This window comes from Streptomyces sp. NPDC027672 (assembly GCF_055566335.1).
The window spans coordinates 287,509-312,638 of sequence record NZ_JBVHSO010000005.1 but is presented as its reverse complement, the minus strand read 5'-3'; the positions used below and the strand labels follow the sequence as shown (position 1 = coordinate 312,638).

Below are 25,130 nucleotides of genomic sequence, written 5' to 3'. Positions count from 1 at the left end.
ACGAAAGGGACAGCGGTGCTACCCATCATCCGACGCACCGGCAACCGCGTCACCGTCGTCCTCCCCGAAGACTTCGACCTGCACTTCGCTCCCGCGCTGCGCGCCGTGGTGGACCGCATCATCGACGAAGGCTGCCGGGATCTGACGCTGGACGCTTCACAGACAGTTCATCTGGACTCCACCGGCCTGACCGCGCTCATCATCTGGTACCGGCGCCTCACCGCGCTGGGTGGCGCCTCCGCCCTCACCGGCGTCAGCAGTGACATTCACCACCTGCTGACCCGCATGGGACTGGACACCGCCCTGACCGTCACCCCGCGCCCGGACAGCGACAGCCCGCTGTGACGTGCCCCCGGGCGGGGCGGCGGGCCGGGCGCATCAGGCGATTTCGGTACGCGTCCCGGGAGGCGCGGCGGGCCGGCCGGCGGGGTGGGCACGGAGCCGACGCGCCTGGACGACGGCTTCTTCGAGCGTCGGCGTGATGTTGAAGACGGTGTCCAGGCCGAGGAGGGTCAGGCGCCGGAGCAGGTGTGCGTCGGGCACGGCCAGCACCAGCGCGCCGCCCGTGCCGGCGAGGCGTTGCCAGAAGGCCAGGAAGACCGTGATGCCGGTCGAATCGAGGCAGGTGACGGCGGAGGTGTCCAGGACGAGGTAGCGGCAGCCGCTGTCCAGCAGCGCCTCGCCCGCGGCCCGGACGCCGGCGCCGGTGTAGAGATCGACGGCATCGGGCAGGGCCACCACCGACAGGTTCGCGTCGTGTTCGATGAGCTGGAACGTCATCCGCCCTCCTTTCTCTTGCGACGCAACACCCTAGCGACGATGTCGGCGCCTTGGCCGAGGAGTGTCCTCGGCCCTGCGCATACCCGCTGTGCGGCGGCAGGCACCGGAAGCGGTGAGCGCGTTTCCGGCAGCCGGTCCGCCCCGGTCGCCGAGGCCGGAAAACACCGGGCTGCGACTTGACGGCTTCGTGCGGCCGGTCAGTCCCGGTCCGGCGTCGGCTCGCCGGCGGTGATGATCAGTGCCGCCTGGTCGTCCTCCACGTCTCTGCCGTCCACGAAGCCGCGGACGTCCTCGGCGACCGCCCGGACGATGTCCGCCGCGGCCGACCGGAGCGGCGCGGAGGCCAGGGCCTTGGCCAGGCGCGCGTCGCCGTACTGTCCGGCGGTGTCGGTCCGGCATTCGGTGATCCCGTCCGTGTAGAGGAACAGGCTCTCGCCGGGACGCAGGGCGAGGCGGCGGCAGGCGAGCCGCGGCGGGATGCCGATGCCGAGCAGACCGCCGGGCGCCTCGACCGTCTCCACGGCGTGGTCGGCGTCCAGCAGCAGGGGCGGGGTGTGGCCGGCCCGGACGAGGTGCACCGCCAGTGCGTCGGCCGCGGGCGTGAGGTGGCCGTAGACGAGGGTCACGAAACCGTTGTTCTGGTGTGCGTTGCGGTCGTTCAGCGCCTTGTCCACGGCCTTGACGACGTCGACGGGGTCGTCGAGCAGCGGGGCGACGGCGCGGGCGGTGTGCCGGACCAGCGCGGTCGTGGTCGCGGCCTTGGCACCACGGCCGCACACGTCCCCGAGGATGAACGCCCAGCTTCCGTCACCGCGCGGGAAGACGTCGTAGAAGTCGCCGCCGATCTCCAGTCCCTCGCCGGCCGGGTGGTAGAACGCGGCGAGCCGGGCGCCGGGGATGTCGGGCAGTTCGGGCAGGAGCAGGCCGGTCTGGAGGTCGCGGGCCAGGGACGCGCGCTGCTCGTACTGGCGCGCGCTGCGGGCGGCCGAGGAGGCCCGCCGGGCGAGTTCCTCCGCCAGGGCGATGCGGTGGCCGTCGAAGGAGTGCCCGTCCGTGGACAGCAGGGTCAGGGTGCCGAAGGGCCGCCCGCGGTCCAGGAGGGGGACGCAGGCGTAACCGGTGACGCCGAGGTCCTGCCAGGGCCCGGGACCGGTCGGGGTGCGGCGGGCCACCTCGGTCAAGCCGTAGGCCAGGACGCGGGCGACGGGGTCGGCCTCGCCGTCGCGGGCGGGGACGTGGGCGGCGAGCAGCCGGTGGGCTTCCTCGGTCGGGGCGGCGGCCGCGATGCGCCGCACGCCTCCGGCGTCCAGGATGTCGACCGCGGCCAGGGGCGCCAGCGCCGGGCAGGACAGCCCGACGAGACGCTGGTACGTCTCCGTCTCGTCCAGCCGGCCGGCCAGGGCGGTGCTGGCGGTCAGCAGGAAGGCGAGGTCGTCGCGGGCCGCCTTCTCCCGCGCGTCGGCGGCCAGCCGGGCCTGCTCCGCCTGATGCCGTTCGATGGCGAGGGCGGCCGTGTCGGCGAAGACGCGGGCCAGGGCCAGGTCGGTGTCCTGCGGGGCGCGCGGCGCGCGGTGGTACATCGCGAACGTGCCCAGCAGGCGGCCGTCGCGGGCGAGGATCGGTGTGGACCAGCAGGCGGCGAGCCGCGCCTGACCGGCCAGGTCGCGGAAGTCGTCCCACAGCGGATCGGCGGCGATGTCGCTGACGATCACGGTGCGGCGCCGGTGGGCGGCGGTGCCGCAGGAGCCGACGCCCTCCCCCGTGGCGATGCCGTCGATGGCCCGGTTGTAGAAGCCGGGCAGGCTGGGAGCCGCGCCGTGGCGCAGGTGCCGGCCGTCCTCGTCGGCCAGCAGGACGGAGACGATGACGTCGGGGGACAGTTCCTCGATCGCCCGGCACATGCCGTCCAGCACGTCCGGCAGCGCCGCCTGTCGGGCGATCTGCTCCAGCAGCGCGCGCTGCTCGGCGGCCAGCCGCCGGGCCTGCTTGACCTGCGTGGTCTCCACGCCGATCATCCGTACGCCGATGACGTTGCCGTCGGTGTCGCGCCGGGCCTCGTAGGTGAAGTCGAAGTACGCCTCACGGGCTTCCTCGCCGACGCCGATGACGACCCGGGCGTCGCGGCCCACGTGGCGCTCCCCCGACCGGTACACCTGGTCCAGCAGCCCGATGAAGCCCTGGCCCGCCAGCTCGGGCATCAGTTCGCCCAGAGGCAGACCGGTGCGCTCCCGGCGTCCGCCGCCGATGGCGGCGAAGAAGGCCGGGTTCGCCGCCTCCAGTACGTGCGCGGGTCCCGCCATGGACGCGAACAGCGCGGGTGAGGTCCCGAACAGCAGCGCCAGGTTCTCGTCCTCCTCGCGCCCGGCCCGGGACCGGTGGATCCGGCTCGTCGGCCGCTGCTCGCGCTCGGCCGTCATCTCGCCCCCTCACCGGAGGGCGCCTCGCGCAGGGCGGCCGTCCCGCCGGGCCCTCCGCTCATACCAGCGTCACCTGCAAGCGCACGATCAGGCCGGACGACGGTGTGCGGACCTCCACCAGGTCGCAGAGCTGGTGCATCATCCATACGCCCCGGCCGCCGGCCGGGGACAGCGGATCGGGACGGCGCCGGCCCACGAGCGGATCCGTGAGCCGCCCGCGGTCGCGAATCTCGGCCACGACGGCGTCGGCCGTGCGCCACAGCCGCAGGGTGCCGTGTCCGCCGCCGTGGCGCACCGAGTTGCCGGTGGCCTCGTTGACGGCGAGCAGCCAGTCCGTGTGGCGGCGCGGTGACAGGCCCGCGTCCTGGGCCCACTTCCCGGCGGTGTCGCGCACGGCTCCGAGGTCCCGCTCCTGGAAGTGCAGGACGAGGGGGTCGGCGGGTTCGGGCAGGGGCGCGTCGCAGTCCTGGCAGACGGCGTGCGGGTCCGTGTAGCCCGGGCTGGGCCGGACGTCGCCGGGACGGGTGATCACGGGGTGCGTACGGTGGGCCAGTCCCAGCACCTGTTCGGGCAGGGCGGTGTCGTAGGGACACACGAGCGTGGCGGGCCGGTCGGCGAAAGCCAGGTTGGTCAGCGCCTCGTGGCGGGTGGCCTCGCGCGCCTCGGCGGGTGTGCGTCCCACCCAGATCGTCTCCCCGACGATGACCGCGAACCGGTCCGCGTGCCGGTCGGCGAACTCGTGGAGCAGCGACAGCACGCGCCCCGGGTTGCGTCCGGCCTGCCGCATGTCGGTCCAGGTGCAGTCCCCGGCCTCCGCTCCGAGGGTCTCCCTGAGGGACGTCAGGCGGTCACCGGGCACGGCCACCAGCACGGGGCGCCCGCGGGCCGCCTCGGTACGGATGAGGCCCCCGACCTCCCTCAGATAGTCCTCTTGCGTGGTGTAGAAGAGCGCGGGGTGGTGGAAGGCCCTGCCCTCTTCGGCGGCTCCGGGGACAGGACGGGTGTACGTGGTCACCGGCCGGCCACCTCCAGGCCCTCGCCCAGTTCGGGGAAGAGTTCCAGCATGCGGTGGAGAGCGGGCGGAGCTCCCTGGAGCCGCACGGGTGAGGCCGGCGGCCGCCGGCGCGACGCGGCGGTGATGCCGGCCAGCGCCGCGATGCCGAGGTGGTCGAGGACCGACAGGTCGAGGGTGACGGACCCGGCCGGCGACGCGGCGAGCGCGTCCGCCGCCGAGGCCGCGACCCGCCGGGACTCGTAGCCCGCCGATCCGGTCACCCGGAAGCCGGGACGGTCCTTCAGGGGCGTGACCGTCAGCCCCGGTGTGCCGTCGTACGCGGCCGTACCGGAGCGGGACAGGTGTGCTCCCGCCAGCACGCGCAGGTCGTCGCGGGGCAGCAGGCGCCGGTCGTAGAAGCACCAGGCCGTCAGCGGGAGCCGTGCGAACACCTCGTGGTGGATGCGCAGTTCGTACTCCAGCAGGCGTTCGGCACCCGGTATGTCCCGGGCTCCCCAGGACATCTCGCCGATCGCCCGCAGACCGCGGAACCCCTGTGCGGCGGCGGTGTCCACGGCCTCCTGCCACAGTCCCATCATCGCGTCGGGATCGAACCGGGCCCCGGCCAGATACGTCTCGTCCGCCGTGGCCACGACGAGCTGTCCGCGCCGGCCGGCGTCCTCGGCGTCCAGGCCGTGGTCGGCGAGCGTGCGCGCCACCAGGCCGGGGTCGGTGGCGTCGGCGAAGTACCGCACCTGCTCGCCGCGGTCGAAGCCCGCCCGGACGAAGGCGACGAGATGCTCCGCCCACTCGTCGTGGCTGGAGTACTCCACGGCCACATGCCGGTCCGCCGCGGCTGCGCCGGTCGCGGCGGGGGATGTGCCGTGCATCGGGTCTCTTTCCTCGTGCGGCCGGACCGAACGATCATGCAAAGTCAGAACATGTTATCGAATGTCGGGGTCGATGCGGAGAGGCCCCCGCCCACAGACACGTTCCCCTCCGGCCCCGCTACAACCCGTGGACCGTCGTGAGGCCGGTCAGCCCCGAGATCTCCAGTACGGGGGCGAGCAGCGGCGTGGCCACGAGCTCGACCCGGTCGGCGCGGGCGAACAGGACGTTGAGGCCGGCGCTGTCCAGGTAGCCGACGCCGGTGAGGTCGAGGACGACCGGGCCGTGCGTGGTGTCCAGGGCCTCGCAGAGGGCGTCGGTGTTGGTCATGTCGATCTCGCCGACGGCGGTCAGCAGCGCGGTACCGTCGGCCCGTCGGCCCGGGGTCAGGGTGAGCGGGGTGGTCATCACGCGATCCTCGTGTGCATCTGGACAGTGGTGCCGGCGGCGCCGGAGGTGACGGTGACGTGCTGCATCATGGCTTTCATCAAGGTCATGCCGCGGCCGCGGTGGGCGTTGGCCTCGGGTTGCGGGGTCTTCCACTGTCCGGTGTCGGCGATGACCAGGCGCAGGTCGTCCACGGACGCCTCGGCCCGCAGCCGTACGGGCTCCCCCGGGGCGTGGCGATGGCCGTGCTCGATGGCGTTGGCGCAGGCCTCGCCGACCGCGACCAGGACGTTCTGCGCGGTCTGCGGGGGAAGCTGGCACCGTTCGAGCCAGTTGCGCAGGGCCTGGCGGACCGGTGCGAGCTGCGAGGACTCGGCGGGGAAGGTCATCTCCAGCGGCGCGGGGTGCCGGTACAGGAGCAGGGCGACGTCGTCGTCGTAGCCGTTCTCCGGGGCCAGCCGCGTCATGACCTGGGTGGCGAGATCGTCGACGGCCGCGTCCCGGCCGTCCTGGACGGCTTCGCCGGCCTGGTGGATGCCCGCGCTCAGCGGGCGCCGGCGGCGCTCGACGAGACCGTCGGTGTACAGCAGCAGCGTGGCACGCGCCGGGATCGTGCACTCCCCCTCGGGACGCGTCCTGCCGGGCCGCACGGCCAGCGGCAGGGACCGTCCGTCCTCCAGCAGGCGGGTGGTGCCGTCGTGCTGGGCGAGGATGCCCGGCGGGTGTCCGGCGCTGGAGTAGCTCAGCCGGCCGGTCTCCGGGTCGAGGACGCCGCAGAAGACGGTGGTGCACAGCGCGCCGGGGATGCCGGCGGCGAAGCGGTCCAGGGCCATGAGGGCCTGGGCGGGGCTGGCGTCCTGGAGCAGCAGGGCGCGGCAGGCGCTGCGCAACTGCCCCATGACGGTGGCCGCTTCCAGTCCCCGGCCGACGCAGTCGCCGACGACGATGCCGATCCGTCCGTCGGGCAGCGCCACGGTGTCGTACCAGTCGCCGCCTACTTCCAGCGGCTGGGTGGCCGGTTCATAGCGGACGGCGAAGCCCTCGGGGAGGTGGGAGGGGCCGAGGATGGCGCGTTGCAGGGCGATGGCCGTCTCGCGCTGCTGGTCGATCTGGTGCACGCGGACCAGGCCCTGGGCCAGGTGTCCGGCCAGCAGCGACAGCAGGAGCTGGTCCTCGTCCGTGAAGGGCCGGCTGGAGCCCAGGTCCACCCACAGCGCCATGGGACCGTCGGGGTGCTCCACGGTGATGCCGGCACTGGTGTGGTCGGTGACCGGGGTCATGAGCGGGCACTCGCGCAGGGCACCGAGCGCCTCGCGGCGGTCGGCGGGCAGCTGCCGCCAGTCCAGCGCGGGCTCCGTGGCGGTCAGGGCCGGCTCCTCGTGGTGGCCGAAGACCACGGCGAGCACGCGCCGGGCCCGCCACAGGTCCTTCAGTTCGGCCAGGGCGCCGGTCAGTGCCTCGGGCAGGCTGGTGGCCTGCGAGACACGCAGGCTGAGCGCCGCCAGCGCGCTGTCGCGCTGGATGGCGTAGTGCTCGGCGGTGACGTCCCGGAAGGTTCCGACGACCACGCGGCGCCCGGTGTCGGGGTCCTGGGCCTGGTTGAAGGCGACGTCGACCCACAGCCGGTGCCCGTCGCGATGGGTGACGGGGATCGTGTAGCGGCCGTGTCCGTTCTCCACCAGTTCGCCGAAGGCGCGGGCGACCTGCTCGTGGCCCTCGGGATCGCTCTCCGCGGTCGGCCACCAGGGATGGATCGGTGTGTACGGCAACGCGTCGGGGCCGTAGCCGAGGATGTCGGTGAAGGCCGCGTTGATCTCGACGACGGCGCCGTCCTCGTCGCAGACGAAGAACGCCTCCTGGAGCGAGTCGACCAGCGCGGTGCGCCAGCGGGCGTGATGGGTGCGCAGGCGGGACAGTTCCACGTTGGCCCGGACCCGGGCCAGCAGTTCGGCTGCCGCGAAGGGCTTGACGAGGTAGTCGTCCGCACCGGCCTGGAGGCCCTCGATGGAGGCTTCCTGCCCGGCCCGCGCCGACAGCAGCAGCACGGGCACCGCGGCGGTGCGCGGGTCGGCGCGCAACTCCCTGACCAGGGACAGTCCGTCCAGCCGGGGCATCATGACGTCGCTGACGATCAGGTCGGGAGCGTCCGCGCGGACGGCCCACAGGGCTTCGTGCCCGTCGGTGACCGCCTCCACGTGGTAGCCGGCGCCGCGCAGGATGCGGGTGAGGTACTCCCGCATGTCGGCGTTGTCGTCCGCGATCAGCACCCGCGCCGGCACCGCGGGACCCGAGGTGTAGGCGGCGTCGCTGGTCACCGGCGCCACGGACGTCTCCGCGGTCGGCTCGTCCCCGGGGAGCCAGCGCAGTGCCTCCGCGACGTACGGCTCGGCAGTGGCCGAGGGGGCGGCGGTGGAGGCGGCCGGTGCCAGGGCGTCGTCCGGCAGGTGCTCCGTGCCGAAGGGCAGGCGGATGGTGAACCGGGTGCCCTGGCCCAGCGCGCTGTCCGCGGTGATCGTGCCGCCGTGGAGACCGACGAGTTCCCTGACCAGCGCGAGGCCGATGCCGCTGCCCTCGTTGGAGCGCGAGCGGGCGGTCTCGATGCGGTGGAAACGCTCGAAGAGCCTGGGCATCTCCTCGGCCGGCACGCCGATGCCGGTGTCGGCGACCGTGACCACGGCCCGGCCGTCCTCGGCCCGGACCGACACGCGGATGGAGCCCTCGAAGGTGAACTTCAGCGCGTTGCTGAGCAGGTTGAGGACCACCTTCTCCCACATGCCCCGGTCGATGTGCACCGGCTCGTCCAGCGCGGGGCAGTCGACCTCGAAGGCGAGGCCGGCCTTGTCCACCGCCGAGCGGAAGACGCTGGCCAGTTCGGCGGTGACCGCCGCGAGGTCGACGGGCTCGTACCTGGCCCGCATCCGTCCCGCCTCGATGCGGGAGAAGTCCAGCAGGCTGTTGACGAGTTTGCCCAGCCGCAGGCTGTTGCGGTGGATGGCCTCCAGTTCGTCGCGCACCCGGGGATCGCCCCCGTCGAACTGCGCCCTCAGCTCCTCCACCGGCCCCATGATCAGCGTGAGCGGGGTGCGGAACTCGTGGCTGATGTTGGAGAAGAAGGTGGTCTTCGCCCGGTCCAGCTCCGCCAGCTCCTCGGCCCGCCGCTGCTGGGCCTGGTAGCTGCGCGCGCTGGAGACACCGGCCGCGATGTGTCCGGCGACCAGTTCGACGAAGCCGCGGTAGCCCGCGTCCAGCGGGCGGTAGCGGTTGAGTCCGGCCACCAGGAACCCGTAGGGGGCGCTGCCCTGTTGCAGCAGGGGCACGGCCAGCGCCCGGGCGGGCGGCTCGGGCCACGGCCCGGCGGGCAGCCCGGTGAAGGGGGCCCCGTCGAGGTCGATCACGACGGACTCCCCGCCGACCAGGGCTGCGGCCGGCCACAGGGCGTCCTCGGTGCCGGCCGGCAGGAGGGCCGGGGCCGCGGGGTGCCCCGCGGTCAGCCCGGTGGCTTCCGCCAGTCGCGCGGTGCCGTCGGGCTGGAAGAGGTACGTCAGCGTGAACGGCAGGTCACGCGGGTTGTGGCGGAGCTGCTGCCCGGTGAAGGCCAGCATCTCCTCTTCGGTCCGCACGACGCTCGGATCGGAACCCAGGTCCCGCAGCGTCGCCATCCGCCGTTCGCCGATGATCCGCTCGGTCTCCTCGCTCACCACGCAGAGCATCCCGACCACCGTGCCGGAATCGTCCCGCAGCGGGCTGTACGAGAACGTGTGGTACGACTCCTCGGGGTAACCCGAGCGCTCCACGAACAGCAGCAGCGCCTCGTCCCAGGTGGCCTCGCCCGTGGTCAGCACGGCGTCGATACGCGGGCCGATGTCGTCCCAGATCTCCGCCCACACCTCGTTCGCCGGGCGGCCCAGCGCCCAGGGGTACTTCTGGCCCAGGGTGTCCCGGCGGTAGGCGGCGTTGCAGAAGAACGTAAGATCGGGGCCCCAGGCCATCCACATGGGGAACCGCGACGACAGCAGGATGCTGACCGCCGTCTGCAGGCTCTGCGGCCAGGTTTCGGGCGGCCCGAGCGGGGTCACGGCCCAGTCCACCGCGGCAAGATCCTTGCCGACCTCCGCGTCGGCGGCGAACACGTCGGCCGCCACGGGCGACGGCCGCTGTCCGGCAGCTACGGAATCCGCCACAGCACACCCTTTCATAGACGTCATTCAGCCTAGCCGCCGTGCCGGCCACACCATCGACCGACCCCGTCCCCCGCCTCCAGCACCAGGCAGGGTTCCCGCGCAGGTCGTCGGCACGGGAGACACCCACGGAAACGATCTTCCGCTTGGTAGGGTGACCGTCCTGTCCCCGCGAAGCGGATCACTTCGTAGGATAGGCCCACCATTCGGGGTGCCCGGCACTCGGCATGGTGACGACGACCACTCACGCGGGAGGCCGCAGGCCATGACTTCGAGTGCGCCGGCACGCGTCCTCGCCCCGGCACCGGACGAGGACGGACACACCACGGCCGGCAGGCACCTCGCCCCTGACATCCCGTCCGGCCGCGCTCTCGGCCGGATCGCCTCCCTCGCGGCCCGGATCTTCGACGCCCCGATGACCGGCGTCGTCATCATCGACGGCGACCGGCCCAGACTCATCGCGTCCCACGGCCTGGCCGAGGACACCGAGGTGATCGGTCTGCCGGGGCTGCCGGCCTCCGCCGCCGTCCCGCAGGGCGAACCGTACGTGGTCACCGACGCCGCCACCGATCCGCGTACGGCGGATCACCCCCTGGTCCGCGGCGGCCTCGCCGTCCGGTTCTACGTCGCCGCGCCGATCACCACCGCCGACGGGAAGCACCTGGGCACGGTCAGCGTGCTGGACACCCGCCCTCGTCAGCCCGCCGGCGGCCAGCTCGACGCCCTGCGGGACCTGGCGGTGCTGGTCAGGGAAGAGCTCGACCTACGGCTGTCCGCCCTGCGCACGGTCGCCGCCGAACGCGCGCGGCGTGCGGACGCCGAGCGGCTGGCGCGCACCCTGCAGCGAACCCTCCTGCCCCCGGCCCTGCCCACGGTGCCGGGCCTGCGCGCGGCCGCCGCCTACCACACCGCCTCCCCGGACGAGGTCGGCGGCGATTTCTACGACCTGTTCCCGCTGAACGACGGCCGCTGGGGGCTGTTCATCGGCGATGTGTGCGGCAAGGGCGCCGCCGCCGCGGCCCTCACCTCGCTCACCCGCTACACCCTGCGCGCCGCCGCCATCTACGACCCCAGCCCGTGCGCGGTGCTGAGCAACCTGGACACGGTGCTCAAAGGAGAGCAGCAGGGCGGCACTCCGCGACACTGCACCGCTCTCTTCGGGATCCTGGAACCGGTCGCCGGCGGTTCCTTCGCCGTCACGCTGGCCGGCGGCGGCCATCCCCCGGCCCTCGCCCTCCGTGCGGACGGGACCGTGGAGCCGGTCGCCACGACCGGCGGACAGCTCATCGGCCTGTTGCACGAGCCGCGTTTCGTCCAGACCACCACCCGTCTCGATCCGGGCGAGTCCCTGCTGCTGTACACCGACGGCCTCGTCGAGGCGCGCACACCCGAGGGTGACATGCTCGGGCAGGAGCGGCTCGCCCGGCATCTCGCGACCGCCGGCGCGCCGTCGGCCGACCACGTGCTGCACACTGTGGACGGTCTCCTCGGCAGTCTGGGCCCGGGAGTCGGCGACGACACGGCCCTGCTCGCCCTGTCCGTACCCGTACCACCTGCACCACCCCTTCAGGAGAACCGGTGACCGAGCCCACCCTGACCGTCGTACAGCAGCTCCACGAGGCCGGCCCCGTCCTGCTCCGGGTGGCCGGCGAACTCGACCACCACACCGCGCCCCGGCTCACCCGGGCGCTGGAGAGCGCTCCCCTCGCCCCGGGCACGCCTCTGGTGATCGATCTTTCCGGGGTCGCCTACTGCGACTCCACGGGCATCACCGTGCTCGTGACCGCGTACCACCGCTGCCAGGCCGCCGGCTGTCCCTTCAGTCTGACCGGGCTCAGCGACGACCTCGCCCGTGTCTTCCGCACCGTGGGCCTCGACCAGGTGTTCACCTTCCATCCCACTGTCGACGACGCCCTAGCGGCGTGGGATCACTGAGCGCGGCCCGCTTCCGGTCCGGCCCGTCGGCTTCCGGACCGCTGACGACCGCCGGGGCCCCGCCCCGGGAGCCGCGCCCGCGTCCCGGGGAATCAGGTGACGCGGGCGACGCATACGACGCCTGGGATGAGGGGAACCTCTCAGGACGCGCGCTCACCCGGATCCCCCGACCCGGAACAGCACCGCGTCCCGGCCGCTGCGGATCCGCCGACGTGAAGGGTTCCACCTCATGGCCCATGTGCTGCGCAAGCTGTTGATACCCGGCCTTCTCGCGCTGACGTCCTCCGCCCTGCCGGCGGTCGCCGTGGCGGCCCCCGCGCCTCCCGGCACGCTCCCGGCCGTCGGCAAGATGTGTCTGGAGTCCAACTACCCGAGCACCTACATCGTGTCCGTGAAGGGCTGCAACTCCGGCGTCGCCGGCCAGCACTGGGCCTTCAACGGCGAAGCGCTCTACCAGACGCAGTACCCCAACATGTGCCTGGAATCGAACTACCCCAGCACCTACATCGTGTCCGTCAAGGGCTGCAACTCCTCCGTCGCCGGCCAGCACTGGGCCCTCAGCGGCGAAGCGCTCTACCAGACCCGGTACCCCAACATGTGCCTGGAGTCCAACTACCCCAGCACCTACATCGTGTCCGTCAAGGGCTGCAACTCCTCCGTCGCCGGCCAGCACTGGACCGTTCAGGGACAGCAGATCAGCGAGACCCTCTTCTGAGCCACGGCTCGGTTCCCACGAGCACCGCGAGCGAAGGGGTCCCGGCCGCGCGTGCCGGGGCTGCCCCCGGCCGGCCGGGGGCACGGGATGCCCGTCCGGCCGGCCGGCGGCGCGGGACGCTCGTTCGGCTCAGCCGTGCTGGCAGAGCCGGCGGGGCTCGGTGAGGCTGGGGTGTACTCGGCATCCTTGCCGACCGGCCCCGTTCCCCGTCCTGATGGAGTTCCGCCATGCCCGAACGCAACACTCTCATCCGCAGCCTGCACGACGTGGGCCTGGCCGCCTGGTTCGGCGGTTCCCTGATGGGCGCCGTCGGCCTCAACGGCGCCGCCCGGGACGAAGGCGGACCGGAAACGGCCAGGGACCGGATCTCCGCGTCCGGCTGGGCGAAATGGACGCCGGTCAACGCGGTCGCGATCGGCGCGCACCTGTTCGGCGGCGGCGGGCTGCTCGCCGTGAACGCGCACCGTGTCGCCACCCAGCAGGGCGTGGCCGCGTCCACCGCGGCCAAGGCCGCCGTCACCGGCGCGGCCCTGGCCGCCACCGCCTACGCCCGCGTCCTGGGCAAGAAGGTGGAACTGGCCTCCTCCCCCGACCCCGCCGACGCGGAGGAGGCGCGGCAGCATCCCGTCGACCTGGACAAGGCACGGCGGCAGTTGGCCTGCGTGCAGTGGGCGGTCCCGGCACTGACCGGCTGCCTGGTGGTCCTCAACGCCCTGCACGGCGAACAGCAGCGCCCGGTCGAGCAGGTTCCCGGCATGTGGGAGCGGGCCCGCTCCGCCACCCACCTGTGGTCGTAGGCGTTCACTGATACCCGTCGACGCCACGGCCGGTGAAGCCGGAACCGGCCCGTCGCGTACGAGGCGCTGCCACGGCCGGAGTTGACGACCTCGGTGGCGCCGTCGACGGCCCGCGGGCGCGAGGCGCTGCCAGGTGCCAGGGCCCTCCGGGCCCGGTCGGCTTCAACGGCCCGCGCGCACGAGGCGGTGCCGGCCGGACCGGCGGTGTCCGATCCGCCGGTCACGGCCCCGCGCCGCGGTGGTCCCGGGCGTGGGGCCGTGGCCGGACGGACGGCCGGTGGGTCAGCCGCCGATGCCGGAGTCCCGCGCGGCCGCGACGATCGCCGTCGCGTCCTCCGGCAGCAGGTATCCGGCGTCGACGGACGCCTGCGCGGCCGTGCGCACCTTGCCCACGTAGTCGGCGTGGGTGGGGTAGAGCCGGCTGAGCACCGGTTCGGCGGTGGCCGGGAAGGACGGGTCGGACGGGTCGCCGTCGTGGTGCCGGTCCCAGGCGTCGGCGTCGCCGTTCCACGGGTCACGGGCGCCGTACAGGCCGCAGAAGACACCGCTGCCGGTGGTGTCGCGCAGACCGGTGAGCGTCCGGGTGGGCACCGTGACGTCCGGCAGGCGGACCCCGCCGGTGGCCAGCCCGGTGGCCGGGTCGCGCAGCACGGTGCTCAGTGGCTGGCCGCTCGGCGGCCGGGCACCGCCCCGCGCCCAGCCGGCCAGGTGGCGCAGCGCCGCGTTCATCGCCCAGTGGCCGGGCCCGTCGTTGAAGGGCGCCGAACCGGCGGCGCAGTCCGGTGACGGCGCGGCCTGGCCCGCCGACTTCCGCACGGTCGACTCGCCGAGGTCGAAGGCCCACTGGTCGCCGTGCGCGGTGCCGGCCAGCTCCCAGTGCACGACGCTGTCGGTGTCCGGCTGCCGCGCGGTCGCGGCACCCGGCACGTCGGTCTCGGTGAGCACGACGAACGTCGGCACCGGCAGATCGGTCCGGATCCGGGACGGGTTCGGCATCAGCAGGGTGTCGCCGAGCACGCCGCTGATCGGCGCCGCGACCGCGCTGTTGCTGTGCACCATGAAGCCGTCGTAGACCCGGGACACCGGCTGGACGGCGTTGACGTACGTCGTCATGAAGCCCGCCGACTGCGACTCGCCGTCGGCCAGCAGCGTCCGGACCGGGAGCCCGCCGAGCGGGTCGGGCCCGTCCGGGGTGCGCAGCGCCTGGCCGGCCTGGGAGAAGATGTCGTAGGCGAAGGCGTCACCGGGGTGGACCAGGCTGCCGTACCGTGCCGGGTCCCAGCCTTTCAGGCCCTTGATCTCGCCCAGCCCGCCGTGGACGCCGACGGCCTGTGCCGAGACGCCGACCCAGGCATAGCCCTGGCGCAGCAGTTCGTCCCGCTCGAACCAGTAGTCCGGGGAGAGGTCGAGCTGGCCGCTGACGTTGAGCCACTCCACGACCACCGTGCCGTTGAACTTCGCCGGGTCGGCGGGGCGGCGCACCAGCAGGCGGCTCTTGTAGGCGGCGGTGCCGGACGCGCGGACGTTCCACCGGCCGTCCGGGGTCCACAGGCCGGACTTGGCGTACGACGTGGCGGTGCCCGAGAAGAAGTACTCGCTCTCGGTGTAGCCGAAGGAACCGAGGTCCTCCGCCGCGGCGAGGAAGGGGAAGCCGTGACTGCCGGCGGGCGGGACGGTGACCGCGGGGCTCGCGGCCACGCCGGGCGAGGCCGCGGCCGGGGTGGCCTGCGGGGTGCCGAGGAGGCCGCAGAACAGCACTCCCAGCGCGGTGGCGGTGAGGAACCGCCGTAATGGTCGGGCAAGCATGCGCACGGGTTGCCTCCGTGAATGCGCGTCCCAATGGGTCGACCGCAGTCTCGGTGAACCGTGGCGGGCGGCCATCGGTGGATCCACCGGTGTCCCGCTCGTGGTGGCCGTGACTGCCCGGCGGTCTCCCGCGTCGCTGGTGCCCGGCCGGGCCGGGCGTCGGTCCTGGGCATCTCGCCCCGTCCGGCCCGGCGGCGGTTCCCCTGCGGGGTGTCGGACATCCGTCGGCGGTGGGCGTGATCTGTCGGCCGTCTGTCGGCGCGGGTTGCGACCTTGGACGGGTTGGTGCTCGTCACGAGCACGCTGCCCAGAGCAAGGAGCCCGTCATCGTGTCTTCCGCATCCCCGAACCGGCCGTGGGACGTGCACCGGCTGCCGTCTGCCGAGGGCAGCACCTTCCTGGTCACCGGGGGCAACGCCGGGATCGGCTACTTCGCCGCGGAGCAGCTCGCCGCCACCGGCGCCGTCGTCGTACTCGGCAGCCGGGACCGTGCGAGGGCCGACGCCGCCCTGGCCTCGATCCGCGCGCGGGTCCCCGGCGCACGGGTGCGGCACCTTCGCCTGGACCTCGCCGACCTGTCGTCCCTGAAGACCGCCGTGGACAGCCTGGACCTCGGTCGTCTCGACGCGGTGGTCCACAACGCGGGGGTCGCGCTCGACGACCCGCCGCGCCGGGAGACCGGGGACGGCCACGAGCTGATGTTCGGCACCAACCACCTCGGCCACTTCGCGCTGACCCGGTGGCTGGCCCCGCTGCTGTCCGCGGCACCGGCGGGCCGCGTCGTGACGGTGGGGAGTTTCGCGGCCCGGTCCGAGCGACTCGACTTCGGCGATCTGCAGTCGGCCCGGGACTACCGGCCCAAGCGCGCCTACGGCCGGTCGAAGCTGGCGCAGATGAGCTTCGGCTTCGAACTCGACCGCCGCCTGCGTGCCGCGGGCAGCACGGTGCTCAGTGTGGTGGCCCACCCCGGCGGCGCGCTGGACTCCCTCACCCCGTCCCGCCCGCCGGTAGCCGTGACCGCCCCCGGCGAACGGCTGCGCGCCCTGCCCGCCGCGCTGGTGGTGCAGGGCAAGGACGCCGGGGCATGGCCGATCGTCCGCGCCGTCCTCGACCCCGGGGTGCGCGGCGGCCAGCTATGGGGGCCGCGGGCCTTCGGTCTGCGGGGCAGGCCGCGGTGTGAGCCCGTCCCCGCGCACATGGCCGACCCGGCCGTCGCCGCTCGTCTGTGGGACGCCAGCCGGGAACTGGCCGGTACCGACCCGCACCTCGGCTTCCGGTAGGCGCGGCACCGCGCCCCGGGCGGCCGTCCGAGGCGCGGCACCGCACCCGGGCGGCCGCCCGGTGGCGGCCGGTGGTCTGGCCCACGGCCGGGCCGGGAGATACAGCGGACGGTGCCGGCCGGGCGGTCGTCCGCGGCGCGCGTGCAAGGCGGAGCTGCCCCAGGGGAGCGCCCCGGCCCGGCAGTCGTCCGCCGCGCGCGAGACTGAGCGGCCCCACGGAAAGCGCCCCGGCCCGGGGTCGTCCGCGGCGCTCGCTGGTCGGAGCTGCCCCAGGGAAGCCGCCCTCGGCCTCACCGGGCGCCCGGCATCAGCTCCACCCGGATGTCGTCGCCGATGTCGATCACGTACGTCGTACCGGTGGCCGGTGTCCAGCCCAGCGGCAGCAGGTAGTACCGGCCGTCCCGTTCGATGAGCCGCCGCAGACCGGTGTAGCGGTAGCGGAAGTGAGTGCCCTTGCCGAGGTCTTCGACGTGTATGCCCGGGCCCGCGAGGCTCAGGCGTTCGGTGGTGAGCAGGACGACGGCGGTCCGGCGCACGACGTCGCGGCCCGTCAGGTCCGCTTCGGCCACCCCCAGGTCGTTGGCGGCCAGCGTCACCGCCCACATGACCAGCAGACCGGTCACCGACGTGGCCGCCGTCCTGCCCGGGGCACGGGGGGCACGGCCGTCCGGACCGCCGGTGGTGCGCCGGTGCGCGAGGGCGAGGCCCAGCGCCAGGGCGAGCGCCGCCGCCCAGCCGTAGGGGTGGGTCCACCGCCACAGGGCGAGGGTGGCCAGGCCGGCGGGCATCAGCAGCAGGTCGGCGTGGCGGGCCCGGGCTCCGGTGCGGCGCAGGAGCCGGGCGACGGGCGCGGGCCAGGGCAGACCGGTCACGAGGCCGGGGCGGAGGACCGCGTAGGCCGTGACGGTGACGGCCATGAGGAGGGGTCTGCGCACCAAGTTCAGTGCCTGGACGGCCAGTTCGGGAAAGCCGATGCCGAGGGCGAAGAGGTCGAGCCGGAAGTAGTGGTAGAAGGCGGTCAGGTAGACCGCGCCGAGGTAGAACATGACGGCGGTGATGAGGGACGCCTGCGCGGCCACCGTGGCGAGGAGCGCGGTCGCGGAGCGCTCGGCCGGTGCGGAGGCCTCCGCAGCGGGGCGGGACCCGGCGGGGCGGAGGCCGGTCCGGCGGGCCGCGGCGGCACGGGCGCGCCGGGTCGGCCGGAGGCGGACGGGAGAGGGACGGCGGGCACCGGCGCGCAGGTGACGCCTCGTCGGACGACGGGTCATCGGCCCTGCGTGCCGTCCCTTCCGTCCGTGCCCGGGGTCTCGCCGGAGCCGGGGCAGGGCGGATTCGACAGGCCCGGTGCCGGTGAGCCCGGTGAGCTGCCGGAAGGCGCGGGGGCGGGGCTGCCCGGCCCGGACGGCCCGGGGGACGCGCCGGTCGCGGAAGGGCAGCCGGGTGACGGCGTGCCGGTTCCGCCGTCGGCGGACCCGCCTCCGGTGTCACCGCCGCCGCCGTCGCCGCCACCGGTGGGATCCAGGGCGCCTCCGCCGGAGTCGGCCTCCTGCCCGCCGGCGCTCGGGGGCGGCGGGACGGGAGGCACGGGGTCGCCGCCGTACGACGGGGCGGCCGTCGCGCCGCCCGCCGAGGAGTCACCGGGCCGGTCACCCGTCCGTCCGCCGGAGCCGTGGCCGGCCCCTCCGCCGGGAGAGCCGGACTGCCCCGTACCACGGTGGTCGCTCCTGCCGGAAGGCTCACCCGTCCGGCTGTGGGCGCCCGCGTCCGGGCCGTCGCTCGACGGCGGCGCGGAGCGCGGGGTGCCGGCGGGCCCTGGGACGGGGTGCGAGGTACTGCTGTCCGTGTGACCGCAGGCCACGAGTACCAGCAGGGCCGCGCACACCGCCGCCCCGCGCCCGGCATGCCGTCCCGTCGATCCCGCCATGGGCCATCCCCCCGACTTGTGAGGATAGAGCCGGGCGCCGCCGGCGTCCCGTGCGAGACCGGCCATCTTCCGGGCGCCGCGGCACCGCAGCGGCGGTGCTCCGGTGTCCGTCCGGCACCACGCCGGCCAGGGGTCCGACCGCGACCGGCTGAAACGGCGTCCGGGTTCCCGCCGCCCGCGGTGGCCGGTCCGTCAGTCCGGGTCGGGGTGGTTGCCGGGCTCGCCGCCCGGTCCGGCCAGCGGTGTCGGTGACAGGGTCGTGGGCTCCTCGCCCGGTTCGAGCAGGGTCTCGGCCGCACCGACGATCAGCGGGTCGGGGGTGCCGACCGCCTCGTGGTCCTTGGCCGGATAGTCGAAGCGGCCGAGGAGACTGCGCATCGCCTCCAGCCGGCCCCGCCGCTTGTCGTTGTTCTTCACGACCGTCCAGGGGGCGTGCGGGGTGTCGGTGGCCCGGAACATGTCGACCTTGGCCCTGGTGTAGTCGTCCCAGCGGTCGAGCGAGGCCAGATCGGTGGGCGAGAGCTTCCACCGGCGCACCGGATCGACCTGGCGGATCGCGAACCGGGTGCGCTGCTCGGCCCGGGACACAGAGAACCAGAACTTCACCAGCAGGATGCCGTCGTCGGTGAGCAGGTGCTCGAAGCTCGGCGCCTGCCGGAGGAACTGCCGGTACTCGTCCTCCGTGCAGAACCCCATGACCCGTTCGACGCCCGCGCGGTTGTACCAGGAACGGTCGAAGAAGACGATCTCGCCGCGCGCCGGCAGGTGGGTCACATACCGCTGGAAGTACCACTGGCCCGCCTCGCGCTCGGTCGGCTTCGCCAGCGCCACCACGCGGGCCCCGCGGGGGTTGAGCCGCTCGGTGAAACGCTTGATGGTGCCGCCCTTGCCGGCCGCGTCCCGCCCCTCGCAGACCACGACGACCCGCTGCCCGGTCTCCTTCACCCAGCGCTGGAACTTCAGCAGTTCTATCTGCAGGATCCGCTTCGTCCGGTCGTACTCGCGCCGCCCGATCCTGCGGTCGTAGGGGTGGTTCTCCCGCCAGGTCTCGATCGGCCGGCCGCCGGAGTCCAGGAGCACCGGCCGCTCCGGCTGCCGGTCGTCCACCTCCAGCCCCCGCAGCAGATCGTCCTCCCGCACCGTGTCCCGGGTCTCCCGTGTGGTGGTCGCCTGCTCGTGCTCGGCCACGACACCGCCTTTCCGCCTCGCCGTTCGCCGGGGCCGCCCCCCGGTCCCCTCCCACGTGCCCACACGGGGGTCACCCGAACGCCTGTACCGTCGCTACGGTCGTTTCTTTCCGTACCGTGCGAGACAGGAAGGCGGTCACGTGGCCGAACTGCGCCTGGGACCACTGCTGAGGTACACCGACGGTTCGTGCGCGACCGTGTGGGTCGAGACGGACGCGCCCTGCACGGCGCGGGTGCGCTGCTCGGACGGCGCGGGCGGCGCGGCCCCCACCTTCCGGGTGGCCGGGCACCACTACGCGCTCGTCACGGTCACCGGGCTGCGACCGGGCACCTCGCCGTCGTACGAGGTGTTCCTGGACGACGCGCCCGTGTGGCCGCTGCCCGACTCCCGTTTCCCGCCCTCCGTCATACGGTCCCCCGGCGCCGGGGACGCCGTCCGGGTCACCTTCGGATCGTGCCGCTGGGCCGCTCCCCCGGCCGACGGCAAGGACCCGGTCGGCCCCGACGCCCTCGACACCCTCGCCAAGCGGCTGGCGGCCGACCCCGACGGGCACCGCCCCGACGTGCTGCTGCTCCTGGGAGACCAGGTCTACGCCGACGAGGTCTCCGAGGACACCCGGCGCCGGCTGGCCCGCCGCCGTGACCTCGACAAGCCGCCCGGCAGTCAGGTCACCGACTACGAGGAGTACTGCCACCTCTACCACGAGTCCTGGCTCGACCCGGAGATCCGCTGGCTGCTGTCGACCGTGCCCAGCTTCATGATCTTCGACGACCACGACATCGTGGACGACTGGAACACCTCCGCCGCCTGGCTCGCCGACATGCGCTCCACCGACTGGTGGCAGAAGCGGCTGATCAGCGGCCTGATGTCCTACTGGGTCCACCAGCACCTGGGCAACCTCTCCCCCGCCGAACTCGCCGCCGACCCGGCCTGGGCCGCCGTGCGCGCCACGCCGGACGGTACGGACGCCCTGCGGGCCCTGGCCGAACAGGCCGACGCCGAGCCCGCCTCGGTCCGCTTCAGCTACCGGCGTGACTTCGGCCGGGTCCGGGTGGTGATGGTCGACTCCCGGGCCGCGCGCGTCCTGGACGAGGACCACCGCGCCATGCTCGACCCGGGAGAGGCCGGCTGGCTGCGCGAGCAGGTCCTCGCCGACGAGGGGGCGTACGACCACCTGCTGATCGGCACCTCCCTGCCCTGGCTGCTGCCGCACCTGGTGCACGACGCCGAGAGCTGGGACGCGGCCCTGTGCGCCGGGGAACGCGGCGAGCGCTGGGCCCGTTTCGGGGAGTGGCTGCGCCGCGGCGCCGACCTGGAGCACTGGGCGGCCTTCCCCCGCTCCTTCGCCGGCCTCGCCCGCCTCATCGGCGAAGCCGCGGCCGCGCCGGGCGCCCCGGCGAGCGTGTGCGTGCTGTCCGGAGACGTGCACCACGGCTACATCGCGCGGGCCTCCTGGTCGTCCGGCGGCCCGGACATCCCGGTCGTCCAGCTCACCTGCTCCCCCGTGCACAACTCCGTGCCCCTGACGATGCGGATCGGCTTCCGCTTCGGCTGGAGCGCGCCGGCCCGCCTCCTGGGGCGGCTCCTGGCCCGCCACGGCCGCTGCCCCCGGCCGCCGGTGAGGTGGCGCAAAGAGGGCGGGCCGTGGTTCGGCAACCAGCTCATGACCCTCACCCTGCACGGCCGTTCGGCCCGCCTGCGGCTGGAGCGCAGCAGGACCGACGAGACGCTGCGGACCGTGCACGAGACCGTCCTGACCGCCGGGTAGCACGGCAGGCAGCGGGCGGCCTACGGCACGAGGGCCGCGCCTCCACGCGCGCCGCGGGCGGAGTCCTCGTCTCCCGTCCGCGGCCCGCACGGGCGGCCGGCTACCCGCCCTCTCCGTGCTCCGGGACGCGGCCGACTGCCCGTCAGCGCCGTGGTGCCGAGCGGCGGCCGGCTGCTCGTCGGGCCGTGGTGCCGGGCGGCGGCTACGCTCCCGGGTCCGAGGATGCCGTGCAGGCGGAGTCCGCCGGGGCCGCGGCCCGGGCAGACCGGCCGCGCGCGACGTGCAGGGTGAGCAGGGCCTCGGTCAGGGCGGCGGCGGAGGGCTCGTCCAGCGGGGCGAGGAAGTCGCGTTCCACGCGTTCCCGGGCCTCTTCCGCCTCCTCCAGGCAGGTCCGGCCGGCCGGTGTGAGCGTCACCACGTTCCGGCGCCGGTCGCGGTCGCTGCGGTGGCGCTCCACGTAGCCCTTGGCCTCCAGCGAGTCGACGACGGCGACCATCGTGGTGCGGTCGACCCCGATCAGGGCGGCGATCTCCAGTTGGGACGGCTGCTCCGGCGAGGCGGCGATCACCGCCAGGACGCCCAGTTCCCGCGGGATGAGACGGAAAGGCGCGAGCGCCGCGTCCAGTTCCGCGGCCAGCGCCACATAGGCGTGCTTCAGGAGGAATCCCAGCCGGCGGGAGAGCGCGTCCGGGAGGGCCTCGTCGTTCATGCGGACAGCGTACACTTCCCTGATCGTCAGCCCTACGGACGATCCGCGTCAATGACCGACCATTGCTCCGTTCGGGCTACCGCTGACGGGACACCCGGTACGGCGAGCCCGCGGAACCACGCACGCCACCAGCACGAGCAAGGAAGTGACGTTCACGTCATGAGTGACTCGCCCCCGGCCGAGACCATACGCACGGCTTCGGCCCCCGCCGCGCACGGCGGCGCCGACGCTCCCGACCCCCGCCGCTGGTGGGGCCTGGTCGTCATCGCGCTGGCGCAGTTGATGGTGGTCCTCGACGCGACCATCGTGAACATCGCGCTGCCGTCCGCCCAGAAGGCCCTCGGCATGTCCGACGGCAACCGCCAGTGGGTCATCACGGCCTACACCCTGGCCTTCGGCGGCCTGCTGCTGCTCGGCGGCCGCGTCGCCGACCTGGTCGGCCGCAAGCGCACCTTCGTCATCGGTCTGGTCGGCTTCGCGGTCGCCTCCGCGATCGGCGGCGCGGCCGGGAGCCCCGGCATGCTCTTCGGGGCGCGCGCCCTCCAGGGCGTGTTCGGCGCCGTCCTCGCGCCGTCCGCGCTCTCCCTGATGACCACCACGTTCACCGACCCCCGCGAGCGCGGGAAGGCGTTCGGCATCTACGGCGCCATCGCCGGCGCGGGTGCCGCGATCGGCCTGCTGCTGGGCGGCGTCCTCACGTCGTACGCGAACTGGCGCTGGTGCCTGTACGTGAACATCCCGATCGCGGCCGTCGCGGTGATCGGCGCCCTGGTGCTGCTGCACGACCGGCCGGGCCACCGCGAGGCCAGGCTGGACATCCCCGGCGTGGTCCTGGGCTGCGGCGGACTGGTCGCCGTCGTCTACGGCTTCTCGGAGGCCGAGCCGCGCGGGTGGAGCGACGGTCTGGTGGTCGGTCTGCTGATCGGCGGCGCGGTCCTGCTGGCGGCGTTCGTCTTCTGGCAGAGCAAGGCCAAGCACCCGCTGCTGCCGCTGCGCATCCTCGCCGACCGCAACCGCGCGGGCTGCTTCCTGACCATGGGGCTCGCCACGATCGGCATGTTCGGTCTGTTCCTGTTCATGACCTACTACTTCCAGGGCATTCTCGGATACAGCCCGGTCAGGAGCGGTCTGGCGTTCCTGCCGATGTCCGCGATGATCATCCTGGGCTCCACGCAGATCTCCGCCCGGCTGCTGCCCCGTACGCCCCCGCGCCTGCTGATGGTGCCGGGCATGCTGCTCGCCGCGTCGGGCCTGCTGGTGCTCACCCAGCTCGGCGTGGACTCCGCCTACACCACCCATGTGCTGCCCGCCGAGCTGCTGCTCGGTCTCGGCATGGGCCTGACGTTCATGCCGGTCTTCTCCACCGCGACTCACGGGGTACGGCCGCAGGACGCCGGTGTGACCTCCGCGATGGTCAACACCTCGCAGCAGGTGGGCGGTTCGCTCGGTACGGCGCTGCTGAACACCATCGCCACCTCGGCGACGAGCACCTACGTCGGCGGGCACCTGACCAACCCGGCGCAGAAGGCCCAGGTGCTGCGCGAGGGCATCGTGCACGGCTACACCCAGGCGATCTGGTGGGGCGTGGCCGCGATGCTGCTTGCCGCGGTGGCCTCCGGCATCCTGGTCGTCGCCCGGCCTTCCGGCCACGGCCGGGGCGGCGCGCCGGCGGGTGCGGCCGCCGCGCACTGAGGCCCGGCCGCCGTTCCCCGCGCCACCGTCCCGGCACCGCCGGGGCGGGGGCGCGGGCGTGTGGCGGTCCGTCCCCGTGACCGTGCCGGAACGCGGCGCGCGGCGGTCGGCGTGCCCGGCCGGCACCGGTGGTTGGCTATGCGGTCGAGCAGACCAGGAGCCGTCCGTCGGTGGTGCCGACGAGCAGCCGGCCGGGTCCGGCGACGGTCAGCGCGGTTCCCACGACGGGTACGCCGGCGACGGCCAGGTGCCGGCGCCAGCGGACGGTGCCGTCGCCCAGGGCGAGCCCGACGATCTCGCCGTCGTCGTACGTGACGTAGACGGTCTCGGTGTCGCTGTCGAGGTCCGTGGCCTTCCGGTCCGTCCGGAAGACCCAGGCCGGCTCTCCACCGGTCACCGCGCGCCGTACGACGAAGGACCCGCCGGGCTGGAGCCCGTGCCCGTGGTAGACGGTGCCGGCATGGATCAGGTCGCCGTCGGCGGTCTCGACACCGGGTCCGGCGAAGTGTGATTCGCCCGGCTTCCAGGAGTAGGGAATCAGCAGGGCGGCTTCCGCCTCCTTCGGCTCACGCGGGCGTTCGGCAACCGGTACGGTCCCCAGTTCCGCTGCCGCGAGCCAGGCCGTACTCGCCCCGGGCTTCCGATCGCCTTCCGTGGCGACGGGCTGCCGGAAGTAGAGGCGGCTGCCGTGCCGGATGCGCAGCCTGCCGCGCTCCCCGTGCCGTCCGGCGGGCGCGAGGGCGGGCAGGCCGTCGGCACAGCGCACCAGGGACACCGGGCCGGCGGGGGTGAGGTGGTCGAGCTGCGCGCCGTCGCGGAGGGCGAGCCGCACCACGGCCGGAGCGCGCTGCTCCCACGGCGGCCGCACCAGACTGACCCAGGCCGACCGCTCGTCCTCGGCGATGACGAGGTCCCGGCCGCCACCGCCGTCGTCCCCGACGGCCCACTGCCGGTGCCCCGAGGGCAGCCAGGACTCCAGCCGTATCCCGTCGAGCGTCGCCAGGATCCTGCCGTCGGACAGTTCCTGCACCGCGCGGACGTTGCGGCGCGGGTCCCAGTCGGCACGCAGAGCGGAGACCGTCCGGCGGGCCTCCTCCCGGCGGTCGGTGCGGGGGGCCGCCACGCGTGGTCCGGCCAGGTCGTGGCCGGTGACCGACCGGGGCGGTACGGCCCGCCAGTCGGGCCGGCGCACCACCGCGACGTGTCCTTCGCGCCACGCGTCGTCGTCCTCCCAGTCGCCGAGCGGTGCGGCCAGCACGCGCAGTTCCTGTTCGCTGAGCCATTCCAGGCCCAGGACCTGGCGGCCGAGGGTGTCTTCGACGAGCGACGTGGCGCGGCCCGTCTCCAGGTCCAGCAGGAGCAGTTCCCCTTCGAAGAAGCGGCCACCGTCGTGACGGCCCGTGCCGACCGCGAGGAGCGGGAGCCTGGGGTGGAAAGCCATCGCGTGCACGGGGTGGCGGGCGTGGAGGACGGCGCGGCAGGCCGGATCACCGGTGCCGTAGACACCGACCGGCGCGATGCTGCCGAACTCCTGCGCGCCCGCCACCGGGACGAGCGTGCCCGCCACCGCCAGCAGGCCGCGGGCCTCGTCCTCGACGGCGAGGACGGGATCACCCGCCTCGGCGAAGGGACGGTCACCGAGAACGCGGTCGATGCGGAACGTCGTGGTCAC

Annotated in this window: 19 protein-coding genes; 8 read left to right on the top strand and 11 right to left on the bottom strand. The window is 73.9% G+C overall.

Going from position 1 to position 25,130, the window contains the following annotated elements:
* Positions 1-15: 15 nt before the first annotated feature.
* Positions 16-345: an STAS domain-containing protein gene (locus ACZ4SV_RS14935; RefSeq protein ID WP_365877978.1), complete on the top strand. Its 330-nt coding sequence runs from the start codon at positions 16-18 to the stop codon at positions 343-345.
* Between the two features lie 33 nt (positions 346-378).
* On the opposite strand, the gene ACZ4SV_RS14930 is transcribed toward ACZ4SV_RS14935, so the two are convergent.
* From ACZ4SV_RS14930 to ACZ4SV_RS14905, 6 genes are all read right to left on the bottom strand, one after another.
* On the bottom strand, positions 379-780 hold the full coding sequence (locus tag ACZ4SV_RS14930) for an STAS domain-containing protein (RefSeq protein ID WP_468004486.1): 402 nt from the start codon (positions 778-780) through the stop codon (positions 379-381).
* Positions 781-977: 197 nt separating this feature from the next.
* Positions 978-3,197 carry a SpoIIE family protein phosphatase gene (locus tag ACZ4SV_RS14925; protein WP_468004484.1) on the bottom strand — a complete coding sequence of 740 codons (2,220 nt, stop codon included), beginning with the start codon at positions 3,195-3,197 and terminating at the stop codon, positions 978-980.
* A 58-nt stretch (positions 3,198-3,255) separates the two neighbouring features.
* A complete protein-coding gene (locus ACZ4SV_RS14920; RefSeq protein WP_468004482.1) occupies positions 3,256-4,212 on the bottom strand; it encodes an anti-sigma factor RsbA family regulatory protein in 957 nt (318 codons plus the stop codon).
* A complete protein-coding gene (locus tag ACZ4SV_RS14915; protein ID WP_468004480.1) occupies positions 4,209-5,081 on the bottom strand; it encodes an MEDS domain-containing protein in 873 nt (290 codons plus the stop codon). The genes ACZ4SV_RS14920 and ACZ4SV_RS14915 overlap by 4 nt, the downstream gene beginning before the upstream one ends.
* Before the next feature lie 118 nt (positions 5,082-5,199).
* On the bottom strand, positions 5,200-5,487 hold the full coding sequence (locus ACZ4SV_RS14910) for an STAS domain-containing protein (RefSeq protein ID WP_365877968.1): 288 nt from the start codon (positions 5,485-5,487) through the stop codon (positions 5,200-5,202).
* Entirely contained in the window at positions 5,487-9,596 is a 4,110-nt protein-coding gene (locus tag ACZ4SV_RS14905; protein ID WP_468004798.1) for a SpoIIE family protein phosphatase, read from the bottom strand. The genes ACZ4SV_RS14910 and ACZ4SV_RS14905 overlap by 1 nt, the downstream gene beginning before the upstream one ends.
* A 313-nt stretch (positions 9,597-9,909) precedes the next feature.
* On the opposite strand from ACZ4SV_RS14905, the gene ACZ4SV_RS14900 reads away from it, so the two are divergent.
* The 4 genes from ACZ4SV_RS14900 to ACZ4SV_RS14885 all read left to right on the top strand — a co-directional run bounded on the left by ACZ4SV_RS14900 (position 9,910) and on the right by ACZ4SV_RS14885 (position 13,091).
* On the top strand, positions 9,910-11,226 hold the full coding sequence (locus ACZ4SV_RS14900) for a PP2C family protein-serine/threonine phosphatase (protein ID WP_468004477.1): 1,317 nt from the start codon (positions 9,910-9,912) through the stop codon (positions 11,224-11,226).
* Positions 11,223-11,579, top strand: a complete 357-nt coding sequence (locus ACZ4SV_RS14895) for an STAS domain-containing protein (RefSeq protein ID WP_468004475.1) — start codon at positions 11,223-11,225, stop codon at positions 11,577-11,579. Before ACZ4SV_RS14900 ends, ACZ4SV_RS14895 begins: the two co-directional genes overlap by 4 nt.
* Before the next feature lie 229 nt (positions 11,580-11,808).
* On the top strand, positions 11,809-12,294 hold the full coding sequence (locus ACZ4SV_RS14890; RefSeq protein ID WP_468004473.1) for a ricin-type beta-trefoil lectin domain protein: 486 nt from the start codon (positions 11,809-11,811) through the stop codon (positions 12,292-12,294).
* A gap of 227 nt (positions 12,295-12,521) precedes the next feature.
* Positions 12,522-13,091, top strand: coding sequence for a hypothetical protein (locus tag ACZ4SV_RS14885; RefSeq protein WP_468004471.1), 570 nt, complete (start codon positions 12,522-12,524; stop codon positions 13,089-13,091).
* Positions 13,092-13,373: 282 nt separating this feature from the next.
* Here the strand turns inward: ACZ4SV_RS14885 and ACZ4SV_RS14880 are convergent, their stop codons facing one another.
* Complete coding sequence (locus ACZ4SV_RS14880; protein WP_468004796.1) at positions 13,374-14,897, bottom strand: alpha/beta hydrolase domain-containing protein; 1,524 nt, start codon at positions 14,895-14,897, stop codon at positions 13,374-13,376.
* Between the two features lie 329 nt (positions 14,898-15,226).
* Between ACZ4SV_RS14880 and ACZ4SV_RS14875 the strand changes: the two genes are divergently transcribed.
* Entirely contained in the window at positions 15,227-16,177 is a 951-nt protein-coding gene (locus ACZ4SV_RS14875; RefSeq protein WP_468004469.1) for an SDR family NAD(P)-dependent oxidoreductase, read from the top strand.
* Positions 16,178-16,467: 290 nt separating this feature from the next.
* On the opposite strand, the gene ACZ4SV_RS14870 is transcribed toward ACZ4SV_RS14875, so the two are convergent.
* The gene (locus ACZ4SV_RS14870; protein WP_468004467.1) at positions 16,468-17,445 is read right to left on the bottom strand and encodes a hypothetical protein; all 978 of its coding nucleotides are present in this window, start codon (positions 17,443-17,445) and stop codon (positions 16,468-16,470) included.
* 848 nt (positions 17,446-18,293) lie between these two features.
* On the bottom strand, positions 18,294-19,289 hold the full coding sequence (ppk2, locus tag ACZ4SV_RS14865; RefSeq protein WP_365881903.1) for a polyphosphate kinase 2: 996 nt from the start codon (positions 19,287-19,289) through the stop codon (positions 18,294-18,296).
* A gap of 139 nt (positions 19,290-19,428) precedes the next feature.
* Between ppk2 and ACZ4SV_RS14860 the strand changes: the two genes are divergently transcribed.
* Positions 19,429-21,057 (top strand): alkaline phosphatase D family protein, encoded by a 1,629-nt coding sequence (locus tag ACZ4SV_RS14860; RefSeq protein WP_468004465.1) that lies wholly within the window; start codon positions 19,429-19,431, stop codon positions 21,055-21,057.
* Positions 21,058-21,259: 202 nt separating this feature from the next.
* Here ACZ4SV_RS14860 and ACZ4SV_RS14855 read toward each other — a convergent pair whose 3' ends face one another.
* Entirely contained in the window at positions 21,260-21,766 is a 507-nt protein-coding gene (locus ACZ4SV_RS14855; protein WP_468004463.1) for a MarR family winged helix-turn-helix transcriptional regulator, read from the bottom strand.
* Between the two features lie 159 nt (positions 21,767-21,925).
* Here ACZ4SV_RS14855 and ACZ4SV_RS14850 point away from each other — a divergent pair, with 159 nt between their 5' ends.
* Positions 21,926-23,458 (top strand): MFS transporter, encoded by a 1,533-nt coding sequence (locus tag ACZ4SV_RS14850; protein WP_365942115.1) that lies wholly within the window; start codon positions 21,926-21,928, stop codon positions 23,456-23,458.
* A gap of 136 nt (positions 23,459-23,594) precedes the next feature.
* Here the strand turns inward: ACZ4SV_RS14850 and ACZ4SV_RS14845 are convergent, their stop codons facing one another.
* The gene (locus ACZ4SV_RS14845; protein ID WP_468004460.1) at positions 23,595-25,130 is read right to left on the bottom strand and encodes a PQQ-binding-like beta-propeller repeat protein; all 1,536 of its coding nucleotides are present in this window, start codon (positions 25,128-25,130) and stop codon (positions 23,595-23,597) included.